Source organism: Sporomusa sp., from assembly GCF_035561255.1.
In the GTDB taxonomy this organism is placed as follows: domain Bacteria; phylum Bacillota; class Negativicutes; order Sporomusales; family Sporomusaceae; genus Sporomusa.
Genome location: NZ_DATMXX010000003.1, coordinates 1 through 19,686, shown reverse-complemented (window position 1 = coordinate 19,686; position 19,686 = coordinate 1). Strand labels below are relative to the sequence as shown.

The window sequence follows — 19,686 nt, the reverse complement described above, 5'->3', positions numbered from 1 at the left end:
ATATAAAGATGAACCGCAATACAACAGGGGCTATCCCAAATAACATTGAGACAGCCCCTGTTGTATTGCGGTTAAACTGATTATACGTGGAATTTGGCCACCGCCGACTGCCGAAACCCCCTGGGACTCACCAGCTGATTTTTTGCTGAACTCATCAATCTTTTTCACAGACAGCACCGTCTGTTGACTGCTGAGGTTCGAGGGGTCAGGCTTGAGTTATTACAAAATTGACTTATTTTATTTAATTCTTTGACTATCAATTAACTCATGACAAATTCTTGTAATATTGGCCGGATCAATCTGTAATACTTTGGCTAACTGCGTCCTTGTCATTAGCTTTCTCTCTATCGTTTCATAAATCAGTCGTTTTCTAGCTGCTACGACCTGCCGTATCCGGCACTTCCCGACTAACTGCTCTCGATCTACTTCTTCTTCTACAGTAATCCACTCTACTAGCTGCTCCCACGTTAGCTCTGTCCACCTTTTTTCCTTTTCTTCTTTGAGGGTTTGCTGAGCCCCTGTTCCTTGTTCACTTTCACTGTTATATTCAGGCACATCAACAACAGCCCCTACTAATTTGAGGTATTGCCCCATTGCCTCATTAGGATTAGTACTCAATGTATCCAATATAAATTCTAGATTTACTAACCCCGGTACTCTATTAATATAAGATTGATGACTGCTCCACCTATAGTTGATTCCCTCAAGGATGTTTGCTCGTACTGGATTTTGATGAATATAGCATATAAGGGTCATTAGATAACTCTCTTTCTCACATAAAAAGGCCTTATAACGTTGTTCAAATACATGTCCGCTGTGTTTATGGTGCCAATTGTAATACTGAGTATATCTCTGTTGAATGCCTTGCATTATTTTTGCCAATGGTTCTTTCCTTACTTGAAGCAGTAAGTGGACATGATTGTCCATAATCACATAAGCAAACAATTGGAAGCCATATCGCTTTTTGTAGCCTGCCAGGAACTCTAGATATTTACCTTTTTCTTCATCTGTTTCGAATATATGTGTCCTATTATTACCTCTGGCTATTACGTGATAGATTGCATCTTCGTAGTGTACCCTTGGTTTTCTTGCCACCCTTCTCACCAGCCAATCTTTCTTTAGATCAGATTATCATATCAACCATTAAGTCAATTTTTATATAACTCAAGCCTGACCCCAGCTTTAATCATAGAATTCGCGGTAGCTTGGTAGTTCTATTGCTGCCAACCGTCCGCCAAATACACCACCGCAATCCAGACAGATCTTGTCTTGATAGTCGAGATCATACCATATCCTGGCTGATTTCCTTATTTTCGCTTTATCATAATCATATAATAGCCAGGTTGGAATATGGCCGAAAACGATAACTTTGCCGGTATAGGCCGGACAAAAGGGAAAGTCTTCATCCATCCATACCAGTTCATTCTCGGTATTAGCCTCAATAGGCTTTGCTACATTCGCCCCCGCATGGCTAAAGATGAAATTATTAATAGTGAAATAAAGCGACAGACTACGGACAAACTTCAGAATCTCTGCTAGCCGGCCAAGTGACAAATCCTTAATTTCCTCGTACATTGCCGCGCCGCCGTTATGCTTAACCCAGTTATACAAGCCCTCAGACGGCCTGGTGCGCCAGGTGTCGGTTTCGATCATTTCAACCAGGCTGCTCTCTAAGAACTGTTCATGATTTCCTTTAAGAAGTATAGCACCTTGCTTCTGCAAATTTATACAAGTTGCAAGGCAATCCAGGTTTTCCCCACCCCGGTCTATCAGATCCCCACATACCACAAGCAGGTCTTTATCTGGTTCGTATTCGCTTTTTCCCAATAGGTTTAGAAATCTTTTGTTCTGGCCATGCAGGTCTGAAGTAGCTAGGATACGATCAACGGTCCGCATTTAGTCCCCTTCTCTCATTTTTATCTCTGTTGATCCAGGTTACTTTATACCATCCTCAAACTCACTAATCTATTCGCTTTCTACAGATAATACGAGCCAATTACCTTTTCTTGTGACTGCAGTCACTATACCCAATACATTCCAAAAAAAACATTAAAATCCTGCAACATTTTAATAGATTGCAGGATTTTGATGTTGCTATTAGTGATGGCATCCAGCCAGACTATGCTAATTACCCATAGCCGTAACCTTGCTGTACCCTAAATCTATTCTTACAAACTCAGCTTGTCCCTGTTACACACGAAATTTAGCCACCGCCAGCTGCAAATCCTGAGATAGCTGGGCCAGCGCCTGACTGGATGTTGCGATTTCTTGCATGGAAGCCAGTTGTTCTTCTATAGCAGCCGAAACACCCTGGGATTCTCCTGCCGATTTTTTGCTAAAATCGTCGATCTTCTTAACTGAAACAACGGTCTGTTGACTACTGGAAGCCATTTGCTGGATGGCTGAGGATATTTCTTTTACCTGATTAGATACCTGGGTCACCACCGCCATAATTTCCTTAAACGCAACTCCGGCACCATTGACCACCGCAGTCCCGCGCTGTACTTCCTGTGTACCCTCGTGCATAGCAGCTACAGCTTTGTCTGTTTCCCCCTGGCTCTCTCCGATTAGTTCGGCAATCTTCTTAGCCGCTTCCTGAGACTGCTCTGCCAGTTTTCGCACCTCTTCTGCCACCACTGCAAAACCCCGGCCCTGTTCGCCGGCTCGGGCCGCTTCAATCGCAGCATTTAACGCCAGCAGGTTAGTCTGCCCGGCAATTCCGGATATGGTGTCCACAATTTGACCGATTTCTTTTGAGCGCTCACCTAGCTTAACGACTACCTGGGCAGAGGTGTTAACGGTTTCTTCGATCTGATTCATCTGGATAACTGCTTTTTCGACCTCTTTATCGCCAATCTTAGCTTGATCGGCAGCCTGGGCTGATTGCTCAACGACCTGATTGGCATCTGCGGCTATTTGTTGAATTCCCCCCGACAATTGCTCCATTATGGCTGATGTATCGTTAGCCACTTCCATTTGTGCGGTGGCCCCTGCAGCCACTGCAGTAATCGACAAAGCAATATGGTTAGCTGCCTGAGTCGATTGCTCTGAGTTAGCAGTAAGATGTTCGGCGGAGGTAGCTAGCAGTCCGGCGTTCCCCTGGATTTTACGAATGAGTTCTGTTAGGTTACTAACCATGCTGTTAAAGGCCTCCGCCAACAACCCTAATTCATCCTTAGATTTTAGTTCTATTTTTTTTATGGCTAAATTCCCTTCAGCAATACTTTTAGCAGCAGATACAAGTGCACTAATTGGTTTAATCGCGATACCGGCCAGGACAAAAGCAATCCCACCAGTTATCAAAATTAAAAAAATACCGATAAAAGAAATATACATTGCCTCTTTTACACTTTGGGCAATTGCATCACTATAGGGAATCTCTGTACAGATTAGCCAGCCTGATTTTTGATTTTCCATATAGCTTACCAGCATCTTCTTGTTGTCCATAGTCAATTCCTCAGCGCCGCTGCCGCCTGATAAACCACGTTTTACAAAATCGAAATTCGTAAGATCAATACGTTCTTCCGGTTTTTGAAGATTCTTCGTTGGGTGAGCAAGTAATTTACCCTCTCTGTCCAGGATATAAACAGTAATATTATCTTTTGACAAACCCTTAACAAATTCATTTAATGTAGAAAGCTCAATCGTTCCCTGTATTACACCGGTTACATTACCGTTACTGCCTTTTACCGGCGCAGCAAGAACAGAGATAAGGTGTCCATTATCTTTGCTCACAAGGACTTCAGATACAACCTCTTCTTGCCCCTTCATTGCTAATTTAAAAAAATTGCGATCTGACACATTTGTTAGCATAGCATTATCGCTTCTGGCTATTTGCGTTCCATTACCACCGGTAACGACAATCGGAGAAAGATCAGTATACACCTTCGAAGCATCAACTATAAGTGTCTTGATCGTTGCGGCGTCAAGAGAACGAACATTGGGAACTGGCAATTAATAGCGACAAAGTTAGCTTCTTCTTAATATTCATAATTACCTCCTCAATTATTTTTTAACAATATCTCTTGTACATTACCCCCTCTTTTACAGAAGACCGCTTTTCCCGAATATCAGCTCATCCCATAAGAAAAAGCGCAAAAGTGGAAATAATAAGAAAAATCATTCTATTGTTATTTTACATGTTCACTAATAATTGTTAAATCAGTCAAAAGTCCTATCATCTAACAATTCCTCATTTAACATTCGCTTCGGTCATTGGCACATGCACAAACTGGCAAATGGCTAACTGCCGCCTTAAAAATAGAGACGTTCTTACTTGTCATCATCATTTTGTGACAGGTAAAAACGTCCTTATCGTCTATCGAGACTGTCTATTTATTTAATAAGTCAATTTGTTTTTGCAAGTTGTTAATCTGGTCTTGTAGTTTTTTTACCTCTACCTGCAATTTTTCGGCAGACTGTTGTTCTTCTTTCGCTTTTGCAGCGGCTTGCTTATCCTCCTGTTCCTGGATGACGTCATTAATTAACGACCGGTGGGAAGCAATGACAAACATTACCTGAGCTGTTTCAAACAGTCCGTTTGCCAGAAGATTAAGTTCATCAATGGATAGTGATTGCGAAGCAGCCAGACCCAGAACATAAAAAAGTAAAGCAGATTCTTCCGGCGTTAAATCAAAAAATATGGATTCTTCCGGAACTAATTTAAACTGCTCCACCATATCCCACTCCATTAATTCAATCTACATCTCTACAACATATGTGTTGTGGGTTGAGTCTATGATTGTTGCCATCAGACTCAGGGGACGGTTCTCTTGAGTCAAAAAACTCCGGATCATCATCCGCTCTTTATGTTTAAATCACGTGCCCAAATTAGCAGATTTGTGGCAGGAAATCGCTGCCAATCATAGAAGTATTATATTATAATTACCCGCCAAAGGTGCGGAAGAGACAGGGCGTATAATGCAAAATGCCGCCAGCCGGACAGCCGAACTCAGTGAGCTGTCCGGTGCCGTTACCCAGGAAATGCAGGTATTAAACCAGAATGCGCAAGCCATCGGTACAGCGGCGGAAAAAGGCCAAACTGCCATACACCGGGCAACCGAAGTGATCCAGGGCATTGCCGATACTACGCAAACCAAATGCCGCCCTGGCCGGCAACCTGAGTACAAAATCGCAGCAGGTAACCAGCTTTAATGACATCACAAACTAACCTGATTGCAGCATAAAGAAACAAAAAATCCGCCGTTATGCCGATGACTACGGAAACGGCGGATTTTTTGATTAGGAAATATTACGCTTACAGATTACAAGGAGGAACTACCATGGGGCATCATCAAGATCACAGCCATGAGGGTCGTGCTCATGGAAACAACAGTCGCTCCGCACTCACCATATCGCTGATCATTACCGCAGGTATTATGGTTCTCGAATTTTTCGGAGGATTGTTTACAAACAGTCTTGCCCTGCTCTCTGACGCCGGCCACATGCTCAGTGACACTACCTCCCTGGGGTTAAGCTTATTTGCAACTGTTTTGGCACTTAGACCATCATCACCCAAAAAAACGTATGGGTTTTACCGGTTTGAGATTCTGGCTGCTTTTTTTAATGGCCTGACTTTATTTGTTATCGCCGGTTTTATTGTGTGGGAGGCCTATGAGCGTTTTTCCCAACCGCCGGTGGTAAATAGTGTATACATGATAGGGATTGCAGGGATCGGCCTGCTCGCAAACCTGTTGAGTGCCGGGGCACTGACCAAGGGCGGAAATATGGAAAAAAGTATTAATCTCCGCAGTGCTTATCTTCATATTCTTGGTGACGCACTAGGCTCTGTGGGAGCGATTATAGCAGGGTTGCTAATGTATTTTTTCTCCTGGTATACGGCAGACCCTATTATTAGCGTAATTGTTGCCCTCCTAATTCTACGAAGCGCCTGGGTTGTGATCGATGAATCGGTAAACATACTCCTCGAAGGAACGCCACCTACGATCAACTGGGAAGAAGTGAAAGCGTCCCTTCATACTATTGATGGAGTCCGGGATGTCCATGACTTACACATCTGGACAATAACCTCCGGTCTCGACTCCATGACCTGCCATCTTTTAATTGAGGGAAATAAAGATCCACAGGCTATCTTGCAAGAGGCAATTGGCCTAATTAGAGACAGATTTCAGATTAACCATACAACAATACAGCTTGAAACAGCAAACTTTAATCATGAAGCATGTCTGCCATTAGGCCGGTTCGACAGCACCGGCCACGGAAAAGGTAATCCTGAAAGCAGTACCGGTGGGGGTTGAATCGACATAAATCCCGGCGTCATGCCGTTCAGCGATACGAAAGCAGACAGGCAACCCCAGTCCGGTTCCTTCGTCCTTTGTTGTCATAAAGGGTGTACCTATTTTTTCGAGAATCTCTGGCGGAACGCCACAACCTTGATCGGTGATTTTAAGTTCGATCTCTGCCCCGTTAAAAGCAGTATTGATTGTTACAAGGCCGCTTGTTGCCATAGCTTCAAGGCCATTTCGCACTAAATTCAGGATGAGCTGCCTGATTTCATTCTCATCAAAATCAAACTCCGGCAAGTCAGCCAGGGTTACATGCAAATCATGTCCTCTGCGCAAGGCATCGGCTTCCAGCAGTGGAGCAAGCGCATGGATGACATCATTAATGTTTGCGCGCCGGGTCTCGATCTTCTTATTTTTGGCCAACGACAAAAACTCGGTAATAATCGCATTGGCACGGTCAAGTTCTTCAATCATGGTATCTATTTGCGAATGATATTTAGCCAGCTCTGCTTTTCGTTGAAATAGCTGGAGATAACCGCGTACTGTTGTCATCGGGTTTCGTACTTCGTGGCCTATCCCGGCAGCCATTTCGCCCACCATATCAAGACGATCAAGGCGGGCCATTTCATATTTATAGCGTTTTATATCAGTAATATCGGTAAACATACCAAGTAAGCAATGCTCATCCTTCCAAAAAATTACATCACTGGAAAACAGTACGGTCCTGACTTCTTTGTTGCTTGTGACGATATCAATCTCAAAGTTCTGGTATTTGCCCTGCGCCCTGAGTAATTCGGTGTGTAGTTGTTGTAAACAGCTTTCGTCTTTCCATAAAGCGATTTGCGAGGAGGTTTTACCCACTACCTCCTCATAGGTACGATCAATGACAGTCAAATACGCCTGATTTACATCAACAAGTCTCCAATCTTTCATCGAAACAATACACATCATCAGAGGATTGGAATGGAAGGCTTTTAAAAACCGTTCTTCACTAAAGCGCTGTCTTGTTATGTCAATTAGGGTGATTAAATACTGCTCTTCTTCACAGTAATCAGTCTTGATGACGGAAATTATGCCATAACGATTCTCACCCGCAATGGTTTTAAATTCCACAAAGCCGGTAGTATACCCGTTTACCGCCAATTCTTTCAGACGTGCGATTATGCTCGGCGATTCTGCATTGCCCAAATTTAAATCATGCGCGCTGCGCCCGGTAATATCATTCCGGTTAGACTGCATAAGCATCTCAGCGGCATAGTTAACATCAACGATCATAAGATCTGTCTGCCGGACGATAGCCATCGGGGCAAGATTCCTGGTGAAGAAGATTTTAAATATCCGCTGCCGCTGATTTAACACCAAAAGCTCCTGGTTCAGGTGTGTCTTGGCAATACACTCTTCTTCCATCCCTTTTCGCAAAGAGATAATGGCCGTAAGCAGCGGCTCTAACTCAGGAAACCGCTGCAGTTGCTCAGAACTGTCATCTTTAGATACAACCTGTGCAGCCATATTACTCAGCGAGGTTTCAAACTGGCGAAAGGTATAGCGCAAAATCAGCATGGCACCAACCCATAATAGAAAGAAAGTGACACATGATTGCCAGACAGCAGCCATAAATGTGCCATTAAGATATTCTAATTTAGCATTTGTCCAGGTAAACCAAGCAACTTCACCATCGACAATATGAGGATATAATACACTAAGGGTCGGGCAATTCCAGAGGGTATTTTTGTTATTTGTGAATATCACTATTTTCTTGGTTGCATAGGCTTGCTCAATGGCAGTCAGACCGGCATCGGCAAAAGGCCGGGTCAGGATCTCCGGCCTTGGCGGATAAACGGCAAGCCGCTCCTCATTGATGCCATATCCCAGGCCGCAGTTCTGATATTCCTGGCCTACTTTTGCCAAAACTGCCTGAAGCTGAGGATTCAGTAAGCCTACCTTCTCCTGATGCGACAACTTTCGTATTACCGCATCTTTTAGCATATCCTCTACAGCCTGTGGTATCTGCTGATCCAAAAAAGAAGCAATCATTAATAATTCGCGCTCTTTTTGCTGAAACATCTGTTCTTTCATCATTTCAGCATTCCGGTAGACAAAAAAGAGCATAAGCACAGTAAACATAATTGTCGTGAGAAGATATGTCCGTTGAGCCACAGATGCTGGAATCATTCATTATATCTCCTATCAAATTTTATAATTGGTGTTATCCATCTTCTTTCCAGATATTTATAAAATAATTTCGCCATATTCTTACAGCATCCTTTTAATTTATCTATACAAATGCATCAGATCTGGTATTTTTTCTTATAACTTAAGAAAATTGGCTGGAAATGTAAGAAAAGGGCCGGCATGTTGTAACCATGCAGCCCTCCAGATCAACCGGAAAAGATGTAGTCCGAAACTGTGTTATCACTAAATAACCGTGATTGTCTGCCATAGGGCGGTAAAGAGAATAAGCCCCTGCTGAATTCACAGAATCCGGCAGGGGCATTTGTTCCTTATAAGGTATTGGTGCCAGCCGCTTTATTGGCGGCATCAATGGCCTGATGGGCTAAATCAATCGCCTGTCCCAGGGTGTTAAGCTCCTGTACAGGATTGTGGAAACCCATACTGTTGGCCGCGGCAACATAATCCCAATACCACTGGGCACGACGCAGCAGTTCGCGGGCATTGGTCAACTCAGCCTGATTGGCGGCACTGCTGGCACCGGCCTTTTTGATGGCTTCATGCGCCCTGGCATTCTGGAGCCCTGCGGTATGCTGAAGCTGCCATACGTTATCCTGAAAGGCCTTTACCTGGCTAAATAACAGCTCTTTGCCCTGAGAATGGCAAGGAGAGCAGGATTCATCCAGCGTCTTGAGCGGACTGGTTACCCAATGCGAGGTGTATTTCTGACCATTGCTGCGCATATATGGCATGTGACAGTCGGCACAGGAAACGCCAAACTGGCCGTGAACACCGTTTTGCCATTCTTCATAGTCCGGGTGCTGTGCTTTGAGTACAGGCACCTGCGAGTCCGGGTGGATAAAATCCTGGGCAAACCCGTTCGGCTTAGTGGAATAGTGTTCATACATCTGCTGGGGTGTCAGCCCTTTATCCCAGGGGAAGATAACCTTAGCCGTACCTGGCTCAAAATAGTACTCAGAGTGGCATTGCGCGCAAACATAGCTGCGCATTTCCTCCCGGCTGGCTTTACTGAGATCAATCCCCCGCTTCTGCATGGCTTCCGTGAAGGCCGGATTAATGACCCGCAGGCCCATTGTTTCCGGATCGTGGCAGTTCGCACAGGTAACAGGATGCTTAGCCTTATCCATTAATTCGGTAAGCGGCTTATTGGCATAACCCCAGCCCATCTCTTTATAAAACTGTTCTACGTAAGGGGTTTTACAGGTAATACAAGCCCCCTTGGCAGCAGGGGCAATCCGCTTGGACTCCCGCAAATCCTCCAGGGCATAGGGGTGGCCCCGGTCTTCAGTATAGTCTTTACTAAACGGATTACCCTTAAAGTTAGTGTACAGCTCTGGCTGCATCTCGGCTTTTTGCACTTTAACACCGCCGCCATAACCGGTCGGGGACGGCGCTGTTTCCAGATTCTTTTTATAGCTGGCATACTCTAACGGATAATTCTTCCCCCATGTCTCGGTATCATATTCACCAACAGGAATTTTAACAAGTTTAATTGTCGACTGTGGTTTAAAAACCCACACCCGGCAGAGCACGGCCCCGGTAAATAAAAAAATAAGCGCTAAAAACGCAATCAGCAGTTTTTGTGTCCTATTCAACGCGAACCCCCTCCTTAATAACAAGTTGGTTGTGAATCATACCCTTATGGCATTTCGTACAGGATTGTCCACCTGCTGCCATGGCGGTATTGGCCACTGTATAGGCATGGCAACGCAGGCAGTTGCGTTCGACAATGGCTCTGCCTTTGGCACTGATCCGGATTGTGTCAGGATAATCACGTAAAAATTCATGATATGTATCATGGATGCCGGTTTGGTTTTTGACAAGCATTTTTTCTACAATATTTTCCTGGGGTAAATGGCAGTCACCACAGGTAAATTGGCGGTGGTTAGACACCTGCCATGTGGCTGCAACATGCTGCATTGAATGACAGCTGCTGCAAAACGAGGTTTTATCCGCATACGCGATCCCCCCGCCGGCGATGGACAAACCAACAACGGCGGCCAGAGCACCAAGCAGCATCAGCTTAATACTGTTTTTTTCCAGGTAATTTCTCCACCCCAACAGATTAACCTCCCCAGTCAATGACTACCGGTCCTCACTACTTATTTGCTTTATAGATTTCCACTCCTGGCATTGTTTATACACTGGACTTGATAGCCTCAACAGAAAATGATTGCTCCCTCCTATTACTGAAAACAAGAAAAGGGCTACCGGCAGGTAACCCTCAAAAATTAGCCTCTATCGTATAAAAGAGAAAGCCGGTAAAACGGCTTTCTCTTTTATGCTAAAACTGTTTTATTCCAGCGGCCCTGTTGGCGGCGTCAATGGCCTGATGGGCAAGTTCGTTGGCTTGCCCCAGCGTATTGAGCGCCTGGGACGGGTTATGGAAGCCCATGCTGTTTTCGGCAGCGAGGAGATCCCAATACCATTGCGCCTTGCGCACATGCTCGCGTGCCTGGGCGAGGTTGGATTCGTCAGCATCAGGCTGGGCGGCGGCGTTCTGAATCGCCGCATGGGCCCTGGCAATATTTTGTCCTGCCATGTGCTGTAATTCAAACGTCTGATCCTGGATGGTCTTTACCCGTTCCTGCAGCCAGGCTGAACCCTGATCATGACAGGACGAGCAAGAGGCATCCAGTGTTTTTAGCGGGCTTGTCACCCAGTGTGAGGTATACTTTTGCCCGTCTTTCCGGGTATAGGGCATATGGCAATCGGCACAGGAAACCCCTGATTTCCCATGAACACCTGTTGAGAATAACTCATAATCAGGGTGCTGGGCCTTAAGCATCGGGGCTTTGGAATCAGGGTGCTGCCAGTCCTGCACAAACCCGCTTGGTTTTTCGCTATAGTAAGCGTACATATCAGCCGGTTTGAGGCCCTTCTCCCATGGGAATACAACCTTTGTTGTCCCTGGTTCAAAGTAATACTCAGAATGACACTGGGCACAGACAAAGCTGCGCATATCTTCCCGTGAGGCCTTAGTCACATCGATGCCACGCTTAGCCTGAGCTTCAATGAACGCAGGGTTAATGACCCGCAGGTTCATGGTTGCCGGATCATGACAATTGGCACAGGCCACTGCATGCTTTGATTTATCCAGCATCTCGGTTAGTGGCTTGTTAGCATAATCCCAGCCCATTTCTTTGTAGGCCTGTTCAATATAAGGCGTCTTACAGGTTATGCAGGCCCCTTTACTAGCCGGCCCAATCCGTTTGGACTCACGAAGATCTTCCAGCGCATGCTCATGGCCACGATCTTCGGCATAATCTTTGCCAAACGGCATCCCTTTGAACAGCATTGTCATCTCTGGCTGCATCTCGGATTTTTGGATCTTGATACTGCCGCCATAGCCTGTCGGTGACGGCAGATCCTCTGCTGTTTTCTTGTAGCTCGCGTACTGCAGGGGATAATATTGCCCCCACACCGCCGGATCAACCTCTCCTGCCGGAATCTTAGCCACTTTAACAGCAGCCGCAGGTTTAGCAACCCCAATGCGCACGACAACAAACCCAAAGAACAGCAAGAATACGGCGAGCAAGGCGATTAAGGATTTCTGCGGTCTATTCAACCTTTATCCCTCCTTTGCTTTTACTCATGCCATGGACCAGGCCGCGATGACATTTCAGGCAGTCCTGCCCGCCTGCTGCCATCGCGGTATTTTCCACCGACGATTGGTGACAGCGCAGGCAGTTATCATTCACAATAGCCTTGCCTTCAGGAGATATTACCATTGTCGCAGGGTAATCCCGCAGTACCTCATGATAGGTGTCATTCATACCGGTCTTGCCTTTAACAATCAGTTTGATTGCTAAATTCTGGTGCGGCAGGTGGCAGTCAGTACAGCTAAACTGCTTGTGATTTGACGCCTGCCAACTGGCTGCGCTTTCGGTCATTGAATGACACGAGCCACAGAACTGCGGGCTGTCAGCATACGCATATCCAGCACCGCCAACCAGCATGCCCACCACCGCAAACGCCAAGACTGCCAGCGCAATCTTCAAAGCGTTACGGTTAAGGTATTGACCAGTATCCAAAAGCATCCCCTCCCTATAAAATTAGTAGCGGGTTCTACTATTAGTCCTGACAGCAGGACTTTGACCCCTTTGTAATAATTGACTGTGGCCGGCCAGTTTTTTCACCCCGGCCCAGCCAGTTCCGGCAGTTATCAGAACCGCACCCAGCCACACCAGATTGATGAGCGGTTTATTACTGACTTCTGCTGTCAGTTGCTCCGGCCCGGCGGCTAGTTTCGCTGCCTTATTATCAATAAACTCAACTGTAACCTTGCCCTCGCCGGGTCTAATGCCGGTTATATGCAGCTGATACCGCTCAAAAGCAGTTACTGTCGAGCCAATAATCCGTCCCTCTCTGTTGGTAAGTTCAGGTTTTACCTGCTGAGTCTGTCCCCCGGCAGTCACCTCAATGATGGCCTGGACGCGCACTTCCGAGGTTCCATCCATACCAGCCATAGCAAATTTAATAAAATTCAGGCTTACGTCATCCTGGGAAAGCGGCAGTCCTTTAACCAGCGTCAGCTCAGGCCCGACGACCTCTTCTTGTACAATAGGCGTAATATATATATCTGAGAATATATCCCGGTAAATGCCAGGCTCCCGGGCTGCCGGCATCCCCTCTTTATTGAGCTTTGTTACAGACCGGACAACCTCATTAGTCCCCAGCTGAAAGACATTATAAACTGCCTTTCCTCTCAGATCGTCCTCTGTTCCAGTATAACTGACCTGCTGCCCAAATACGTTCTGCGGCTGGCCCTGGACAAAAGCCACCGTTGCCGACTGGCTGGCTGCACCGGAGGCAATAATGCCGGCAAGCATGACCGCCACGCCAATATGGCTGCAGGCAGCTGACCTGGACATAATGCGGGTAAACGCTGCGTAAGCATTAACAGCTACAGCCGTTGTCGTCAGACACAGAACAGCAACAAAAAGCGGCTGCTGCAATCCAAGCCAGCCGGCAACCGCCAGCCCGGCTGCCAAAAACAAGCCAAGCCACCAATACTGCCTGATCCCGCCATAAGAGCCACCACCCCACTTAAGCAGCGGCCCGGCGGTAAGCGCAGCCCCGATGGCTGCCGCCAGCGGCAAGGTGGCATTATTATAAAAGGCACTGCTTACACTCTTGGGACTGCCAAAGGCCATGGTAACAAGCGGCGTAGACATACCGGCCAACACCAGCACACCCAAAAATCCCAGAATGAGTGCCGTAAACGCCAGGACAAATTCCCGGCTGGCCGGCCGGGAGTACAACTCCCCGGACGGCATGCCAGGCCATTTAATGATATAGAGCACAAAAGCAGCAAACGCAGTCACTAGTACCGTCAGGCCCAAAAGGGCCCCCATGCCCTCATCTGCAAACGAGTGGGTGGAAAAATCACTTAACACACCACTGCGGGTAAGAAACGTACCATAAAGCACCAGGATAAAGCTGCAGATCACCCCGGCATAGGCCGGTTTAACAGCACCGGCCCGCACCTTGGCCATAACTAACAGATGGACCAGTGCCCCGGCAGCCAGCCAGGGAACCAGGGAGGAATTCTCAACCGGGTCCCAGGCCCAGTAGCCACCCCAGCCTAATACCTTATAGGCCCAGAAACCGCCGATAAACATCCCGGCACCCAGGGTTGACAATGCCAACAGTGTCCAGGCCGATGCCGCGTCAAGCCATTCCTGGTGACGTCCTGTCAGCATCACCCCCAGTCCATAGGCAAATGGTACCGCCAGTGCTGCATAGCCGAGAAAAAGAACCGGCGGATGAATCACCATCCAGGGGTCTTGCAGCAACGGATTGAGGCCAACACCATCCAGGCGTGGTTCAGCCAGCATCATGAATGGACTCTTAACAAGCAGCAGTCCCAGCAGAACTGCCTGTATCAGGCTGTACACGGCCATAACCGGTATTGGTGCCCCTGGTTTGCGTAAAAGCATCAGGCCGAAAACTCCATGAAACACCAGCCAGAGCATAAATGACCCTTCCTGTCCGGCCCAGAAAGCGGAGACCTTATAGGCCAGCGGTAAATCCTGCGACGAGTAACTAAAAACATAGGCATAGTCAAACCTGTTGCCTAAGAGTAAGTACAACAGGAATAGAGCCGCCACACCAATCAACCCGGCTGACAAACAATACAGCAGCCGGGCATTGCCAGACAAACTCTGCCTGCCTGTTTGCCTGGAGCTTGCCGCTGCTGAATAGCAGATAGCAGCAACCAAGGTAACAATCAGCGCTAACACCACTGCGCCATAGCCAATCATTTGTTCACACTCCCCTGATATTTCGACGGGCATTTAACCAGCAGCTTGTCTGCCAGAAATTGCCCATTGCTGTATTTACCAATAGCCACAATACCGGTGGCCTCATCCAGTCCCTCAGGCTTGGCGCCCCGGTATACCACAGACACCTCTTCTCCGGCATCATCCCGCAGCATAAACTGGGTTGATCTGCCACCTTCGGTAAGTGTTATCCTGGGAGCAGCCAACGTTCCTTTGACCTGGACAGCACTTTTGGCACTTTTCGCCTGAGAAAAGGTGACATAGGGCGTAACTGAGCTCTGGAATACAAAAACGCTATAGGCAATAAAGCCGGCAATCACAGCCAGACAAATCAGACGGTACTTTTTCATAGTGGCAGCCCCTTTCCGGACTGCGCCGTGGTTCTGACAACACTACGGGTAAGAAGCAGGGCATAAAGCGCTGTCACCCCGCCCACAGCAGCCAGCAGTACATATAGCATTACCGGCTCCATAGCGACCTGGCCGGCACTGTTCAGCACAGGCTCCGGGTGTAGGGAAAAGTAGCTGCGCGGGATAATAAACATCAGAAAGGGTACAGTCAAAAAGGATAACAGCGCATACACAGCACTTACTGCCGCCCGCCGTTCCTCCTCTTCAAGGGCTAGCCGCAGTGCGAGATAGGCACCATAAATCAGCAGTAAAATAAACACGGTCGTCTGCCGCGGGTCCCAATTCCAGTAGGCCCCCCAGGTCAACTTGGCAAAAACAGCCCCACTCACTGTGGCCAGGAGGCAAAATACCAGGCCCAACCGGGCTGAACAGGCACTCAGACAGTCATACCAGAGCCTGCGGGTTCTAAGATACTGTCCGGCGGCAATAGCTGACACCAGAAAAGCCAGTACCGACACCCAGGCAACAGGGATGTGAAAAAAGGCAATCCGGGCCAGGTAACCCAATCCAGCCACAGGCGGTATCAGGTAAAACACGGCAACCACCACCCCCGCCAGCCAACCTGCAATTAATAATGCGACAATGCTAAGGTTCATACATCCTCCTAATCCTGCCAAAGGTAGTCAAACAAGAGTATGCCGGCAGCCACAACAGCAGCGTCATAGCCTACCATAAACACCCACTCGCTAAATTCAGGTACACCGCCTGATAATATCCGGGCGGTCGCGCTGATTACACTTAAAAACTGCGGCAGCAGTACCGGAAAAGTAAGTACGGTAAAGATAGCATGCTTGCCTTGTGCATACATGACCATAGCGGCTGTCAGGGTGGACACAATCGCGATACCGGCGCAGCCTAATACCAGTACGGCAACAAACGGCAGCCACTCCGTGATCTCAACAGCAAAGAACATGGAAAACAATGGCACCACCAGACAGGTCAAGCCGCTTAAAAGAGCCATATTAAACAGCATTTTACCGAAAAAGACAGCCTGGCCAGAGGCATATAACCGCAGCCCCAGCAAAGTACCTGCTTCCTGTTCCTGGACAAAAACCCGGGCTAAGCCAGCCATCGCACAGAAAAACAGGACAACCCACAGGAGCGCGGCAGCCAGTTCAGGCGGTAAAGCTGCTCCGGCCATTGCCATACTGACACTCGATAGCGCTGTTAACGCAAACATAACCAGCGCGCCGGCAGCATACCTGGTTCTGATCTCACATACTGCATCTTTGGCCAGAACAGCCCATACCGAGCTACGAAAGCTCAATTTTATTATTGCCATATAAAGCCTCCTCACCCTCATTGGTCGCTAGGATGATGGCAATATTCTGTCTGACTGCGTCTGCAATCAGCTCTTTTACCATGATTCTGCCACCGGCATCCAGGTTGGATGAGGGTTCATCCAGCAGCCATACCGGCGGATTAATCGCTTTAATCACCGCCAGTTTTAGCCGCTGCCGCATGCCTGTGGAGTAAGTGGCTGCCAGGTCACAACCAGCGCTGCCGATCCCCACCTGGCAGCATAGATTCCCGGCCTCAGCACTGGAACAAGCCCTCCCGCGCAGCTTAGTCCAGAAGATGATGTTTTCGATTCCCGTAAGCGCCGCATACATCGCTATATCGGGTGATATAAGACCAGTATAAGCGGTTTGCTCGCCGGGGCTGTTGTCTACAGTCAGGTTAATCCGGCCTGTGCTTGGCCGGACCAGCCCGGCAATGATTTTAAGCAAGGTAGACTTACCAGAACCGTTATCTCCTGTTACTGCCAGACACTGGCCACTAGCTACTGCGGCACTGATATTTGAAAAAAGTAACCGCTCACCAAATCTTTTGCTGATATTATCTATCTTAAGGCTGATATACATATATTCTACTCCAGTATCAGGAATATTTACGCTATTATACCATTAATTTAATATAATTAGTATAATATGCCTAAATTTTCATATTAAACAGAAAACACCCCTGCCACCATCCCCGGAAGATAATAAGCACCCTTCACATAATCATGCGTATTATATAGTAGAGCAGCAGAACAGGGGGTGGATACCATAGCGGTAAACGATGATTATGTACGGCGGGGACCGGTAGATGCTTCAATTCTTGAAAAATTAGACAAGATTGAAGCTACCATAAAAAACCAGAATCGATCAGTCAATATTCCGTCTAGCCCCGACGAAAAACTTATAAACAATCTAGTTCTCAAATTAGGTGATAAAATAGACGCTTTAGACCAAAGAATCGATAAGCGAATCGATAACCTCGATATTAAGGTGACGAAACTAAATGATGATATCACCCAAATAAAAATCGATGTTGGGGCATTAAAAATTAATCAGACAGAGACAAAAACAAGATCTGAGGCTAAAGGCACCAAGGATCGGTGGCGCTATAGTATCATAGCAGTTATAGGTGTAGGTCTCGTTAAGTTATTGTTCGATTTTGTAGTCAAATAAAATATCCTTACCCTTTAAACCGGCACAATAAAGAAACCCGCAGAATCGCGGGTTTTCGCCCCAAGACACGGGGACGGTGGTTACGTCTTCCAGGTTAACCATTAGACGCTGTCTTTAACCGCTTAAGCCCAGGGGATGTGTGGGTAATAGTGTGTTTTTCAGAATTACAGATCATCCAAGCCTTCAAACTGCATATGATAGTATTTGGCATACAGGCCGTTTTGGGCCAACAGCTCGCCATGATTTCCCCGCTCCTGAATGCCGTTGTGGTTTATGACAATGATCTCATCGGCGTTGCGAATGGTGCTGAGCCGGTGAGCTACCACAATTGTGGTTCTGTTTTTCGAAAGACGTTCCAGCGAGGCCTGAATATACCGTTCACTTTCGTTATCCAGCGCCGAGGTGGCTTCATCCAGAATCAGGATTTGTGGATTCTTCAGGAATACACGGGCGATGGCAAGCCGCTGTTTTTGCCCTCCGGAAAGGCGGGTGCCCCGTTCCCCAACATAACTGTCATACCCGTCGGCAAGGCCTATGATAAACTCATGAATATTGGCGTTTTTCGCTGCCGCAATAATCTCTTCATCGGTGGCAGCCGGCTTGCCGTAGGCGATATTGTCCCGCACTGTGCCGGCAAACATATAGACATCCTGCTGGACAATGCCGATAGCATTGCGGAGGGACTTGAGCGTAACATCCCGCACATCAGTACCGTCGATCAGAACAGCGCCCCCGCTTACATCATAAAAGCGGGGCAACAGGGAACAAAGGGTTGTCTTACCGCCGCCGGAAGGTCCCACCAGGGCCACTGTTTTACCGGCCTCAATGTTGATATTCACACCGTCCAGCACTTGGCTATTTTGATTGTACCGAAAGGAGACATCCTGAAAAGTGATCTGGCCTTTGATATCTGTCAGCGGCACAGCAGACGGTTTTTCTAAAATCTCCGGCGCTGTGCCAACGACCTCCATAAACCGTTTAAAGCCCGAATACCCTTTTTGAAACTGCTCCGTAAAATTGATCAACACATCAACGGGATTCATAAAAATCCCGATATACAGCGCATATACAGCCAAATCGGCAACCTGCAGTGTGCCGTCGGCAACAAAAAATCCGCCGCTGACCAGCACCGCTGTATACAATAATCCCTGAAAAAGACCGTTACCGGCATGAAAACTCCCCATAATGCGATAGCTGTTCACCTTCGAATCCAGAAACTGCAGATTGCTGCTGCAGAATTTTTCCCGTTCCAACTCTTCGTTAGCAAATGATTTTACAACCCGAATCCCGGACAGACTGTCCTGAACCCGCGAATTTACCCCGGCAATCTTTAGCCGGTTATCCATAAAAACTGCTTTCATTTTTCTGTTTTTATAAATGCTGAAGAAGATCATAACCAACGTAACCCCAAAGAGAATCAAGGTCATTTTGACATTAAGGAACATCAGCAAGGCAAAAGAGCCGATAATCTTCAAGGTACAGATAAAAACATTCTCCGGCCCATGATGCGCCAGCTCGGAAATATCAAATAAATCGGACACCAGCTTGGACATCATCTCACCGGTATTGTTGCGGTCATAATAAGAAAAAGACAGCCGCTGGTAATGGTCAAACAGATCCTGACGCATATCACTTTCCATCCGCGCGCCCATAATATGTCCCCAGGTGGTAATATAATACTGACAGGCATAACGAATGCCATACAGGGCAATCATGCCGACAGCGACAAGACCCAGCACCTGCTTAATCTCTGCCGCACTCCGGGTAAAAACACCATGGGTTAGAAAGTAAAGAATCTGGGGAAAGGTGATATCCACCAGGGAAACCACCGAGGCGCAGGCCAAATCGGTAAAAAACAGCCAGCGATAAGGCTTATAATATTGAATGAATTTTGACAAGATCGACATAAAGGGCCTCCGTTATCTAAAGTTGCTACCTACTTTATACATTCCCAAATAGAACATAAAAATCCTGCAAATTAGACATAATTCACCTGAAGTGAACAGATAATGATCGTCTTACCCAGGTCTTACATGATAGTAATGCAAGTTAATAAAAGGAGCTTTGTTAAAAATTAGTTTTTAGCATAGCTCCTTTTAAC

General features: G+C 47.1%; 18 protein-coding genes. 3 read left to right on the top strand and 15 right to left on the bottom strand.

Annotated elements, in window-relative coordinates; all coding sequences use genetic code 11:
- Nucleotides 1-237: 237 nt before the first annotated feature.
- From VN379_RS00275 to VN379_RS00260, 4 genes are all read right to left on the bottom strand, one after another.
- On the bottom strand, nucleotides 238-1,095 hold the full coding sequence (locus tag VN379_RS00275) for a transposase (RefSeq protein ID WP_325529636.1): 858 nt from the start codon (nucleotides 1,093-1,095) through the stop codon (nucleotides 238-240).
- An 87-nt stretch (nucleotides 1,096-1,182) separates the two neighbouring features.
- Nucleotides 1,183-1,896: a metallophosphoesterase gene (locus tag VN379_RS00270; RefSeq protein WP_325529634.1), complete on the bottom strand. Its 714-nt coding sequence runs from the start codon at nucleotides 1,894-1,896 to the stop codon at nucleotides 1,183-1,185.
- A gap of 294 nt (nucleotides 1,897-2,190) precedes the next feature.
- Nucleotides 2,191-3,954: a methyl-accepting chemotaxis protein gene (locus VN379_RS00265; RefSeq protein WP_325529632.1), complete on the bottom strand. Its 1,764-nt coding sequence runs from the start codon at nucleotides 3,952-3,954 to the stop codon at nucleotides 2,191-2,193.
- Between the two features lie 377 nt (nucleotides 3,955-4,331).
- Nucleotides 4,332-4,679 (bottom strand): hypothetical protein, encoded by a 348-nt coding sequence (locus tag VN379_RS00260; protein ID WP_325529630.1) that lies wholly within the window; start codon nucleotides 4,677-4,679, stop codon nucleotides 4,332-4,334.
- Nucleotides 4,680-4,920: 241 nt separating this feature from the next.
- On the opposite strand from VN379_RS00260, the gene VN379_RS00255 reads away from it, so the two are divergent.
- Both VN379_RS00255 and VN379_RS00250 read left to right on the top strand, forming a co-directional pair.
- Entirely contained in the window at nucleotides 4,921-5,154 is a 234-nt protein-coding gene (locus VN379_RS00255; protein ID WP_325529628.1) for a hypothetical protein, read from the top strand.
- Nucleotides 5,155-5,282: 128 nt separating this feature from the next.
- Nucleotides 5,283-6,257, top strand: a complete 975-nt coding sequence (locus VN379_RS00250) for a cation diffusion facilitator family transporter (protein ID WP_325529626.1) — start codon at nucleotides 5,283-5,285, stop codon at nucleotides 6,255-6,257.
- Here the strand turns inward: VN379_RS00250 and VN379_RS00245 are convergent.
- The 10 genes from VN379_RS00245 to VN379_RS00200 form a co-directional block, all read right to left on the bottom strand.
- Nucleotides 6,192-8,417: an ATP-binding protein gene (locus tag VN379_RS00245; RefSeq protein ID WP_325529624.1), complete on the bottom strand. Its 2,226-nt coding sequence runs from the start codon at nucleotides 8,415-8,417 to the stop codon at nucleotides 6,192-6,194. The genes VN379_RS00250 and VN379_RS00245 overlap by 66 nt on opposite strands.
- A 329-nt stretch (nucleotides 8,418-8,746) precedes the next feature.
- Entirely contained in the window at nucleotides 8,747-10,030 is a 1,284-nt protein-coding gene (locus tag VN379_RS00240) for an ammonia-forming cytochrome c nitrite reductase subunit c552 (RefSeq protein ID WP_325529622.1), read from the bottom strand.
- Nucleotides 10,023-10,496: a cytochrome c3 family protein gene (locus VN379_RS00235; protein WP_325529620.1), complete on the bottom strand. Its 474-nt coding sequence runs from the start codon at nucleotides 10,494-10,496 to the stop codon at nucleotides 10,023-10,025. The genes VN379_RS00240 and VN379_RS00235 overlap by 8 nt, the downstream gene beginning before the upstream one ends.
- A gap of 223 nt (nucleotides 10,497-10,719) precedes the next feature.
- Nucleotides 10,720-12,003 carry an ammonia-forming cytochrome c nitrite reductase subunit c552 gene (locus VN379_RS00230; protein WP_325529618.1) on the bottom strand — a complete coding sequence of 428 codons (1,284 nt, stop codon included), beginning with the start codon at nucleotides 12,001-12,003 and terminating at the stop codon, nucleotides 10,720-10,722.
- On the bottom strand, nucleotides 11,996-12,475 hold the full coding sequence (locus VN379_RS00225) for a cytochrome c3 family protein (protein WP_422663613.1): 480 nt from the start codon (nucleotides 12,473-12,475) through the stop codon (nucleotides 11,996-11,998). Before VN379_RS00225 ends, VN379_RS00230 begins: the two co-directional genes overlap by 8 nt.
- A 15-nt stretch (nucleotides 12,476-12,490) precedes the next feature.
- Nucleotides 12,491-14,701 carry a cytochrome c biogenesis protein CcsA gene (gene ccsA / locus VN379_RS00220; protein ID WP_325529614.1) on the bottom strand — a complete coding sequence of 737 codons (2,211 nt, stop codon included), beginning with the start codon at nucleotides 14,699-14,701 and terminating at the stop codon, nucleotides 12,491-12,493.
- The gene (locus VN379_RS00215) at nucleotides 14,698-15,069 is read right to left on the bottom strand and encodes a cytochrome c maturation protein CcmE (RefSeq protein ID WP_325529612.1); all 372 of its coding nucleotides are present in this window, start codon (nucleotides 15,067-15,069) and stop codon (nucleotides 14,698-14,700) included. Before VN379_RS00215 ends, ccsA begins: the two co-directional genes overlap by 4 nt.
- On the bottom strand, nucleotides 15,066-15,725 hold the full coding sequence (locus VN379_RS00210; RefSeq protein ID WP_325529610.1) for a cytochrome c biogenesis protein: 660 nt from the start codon (nucleotides 15,723-15,725) through the stop codon (nucleotides 15,066-15,068). Before VN379_RS00210 ends, VN379_RS00215 begins: the two co-directional genes overlap by 4 nt.
- 8 nt (nucleotides 15,726-15,733) lie before the next feature.
- Nucleotides 15,734-16,411 (bottom strand): heme exporter protein CcmB, encoded by a 678-nt coding sequence (locus VN379_RS00205; RefSeq protein WP_325529609.1) that lies wholly within the window; start codon nucleotides 16,409-16,411, stop codon nucleotides 15,734-15,736.
- A complete protein-coding gene (locus VN379_RS00200; RefSeq protein WP_325529607.1) occupies nucleotides 16,383-16,994 on the bottom strand; it encodes an ABC transporter ATP-binding protein in 612 nt (203 codons plus the stop codon). The genes VN379_RS00205 and VN379_RS00200 overlap by 29 nt, the downstream gene beginning before the upstream one ends.
- Nucleotides 16,995-17,171: 177 nt before the next feature.
- Between VN379_RS00200 and VN379_RS00195 the strand changes: the two genes are divergently transcribed.
- On the top strand, nucleotides 17,172-17,585 hold the full coding sequence (locus tag VN379_RS00195) for a hypothetical protein (protein ID WP_325529605.1): 414 nt from the start codon (nucleotides 17,172-17,174) through the stop codon (nucleotides 17,583-17,585).
- Nucleotides 17,586-17,749: 164 nt separating this feature from the next.
- Here VN379_RS00195 and VN379_RS00190 read toward each other — a convergent pair whose 3' ends face one another.
- Nucleotides 17,750-19,492, bottom strand: a complete 1,743-nt coding sequence (locus VN379_RS00190) for an ABC transporter ATP-binding protein (protein WP_325529603.1) — start codon at nucleotides 19,490-19,492, stop codon at nucleotides 17,750-17,752.
- Nucleotides 19,493-19,686 lie beyond the last annotated feature (194 nt).

Bases quoted from the DNA above. Each gene is read 5' to 3' on its own strand.
- VN379_RS00270 (WP_325529634.1), bottom strand. From the start codon at position 1,896: ATGCGGACCGTTGATCGTATCCTAGCTACTTCAGACCTGCATGGCCAG.
- VN379_RS00260 (WP_325529630.1), bottom strand. From the start codon at position 4,679: ATGGTGGAGCAGTTTAAATTAGTTCCGGAAGAATCCATATTTTTTGAT.
- VN379_RS00255 (WP_325529628.1), top strand. From the start codon at position 4,921: ATGCAAAATGCCGCCAGCCGGACAGCCGAACTCAGTGAGCTGTCCGGT.
- VN379_RS00250 (WP_325529626.1), top strand. From the start codon at position 5,283: ATGGGGCATCATCAAGATCACAGCCATGAGGGTCGTGCTCATGGAAAC.
- VN379_RS00245 (WP_325529624.1), bottom strand. From the start codon at position 8,417: ATGATTCCAGCATCTGTGGCTCAACGGACATATCTTCTCACGACAATT.
- VN379_RS00225 (WP_422663613.1), bottom strand. From the start codon at position 12,475: ATGCTTTTGGATACTGGTCAATACCTTAACCGTAACGCTTTGAAGATT.
- ccsA (WP_325529614.1), bottom strand. From the start codon at position 14,701: ATGATTGGCTATGGCGCAGTGGTGTTAGCGCTGATTGTTACCTTGGTT.
- VN379_RS00215 (WP_325529612.1), bottom strand. From the start codon at position 15,069: ATGAAAAAGTACCGTCTGATTTGTCTGGCTGTGATTGCCGGCTTTATT.
- VN379_RS00210 (WP_325529610.1), bottom strand. From the start codon at position 15,725: ATGAACCTTAGCATTGTCGCATTATTAATTGCAGGTTGGCTGGCGGGG.
- VN379_RS00205 (WP_325529609.1), bottom strand. From the start codon at position 16,411: ATGGCAATAATAAAATTGAGCTTTCGTAGCTCGGTATGGGCTGTTCTG.
- VN379_RS00200 (WP_325529607.1), bottom strand. From the start codon at position 16,994: ATGTATATCAGCCTTAAGATAGATAATATCAGCAAAAGATTTGGTGAG.
- VN379_RS00190 (WP_325529603.1), bottom strand. From the start codon at position 19,492: ATGTCGATCTTGTCAAAATTCATTCAATATTATAAGCCTTATCGCTGG.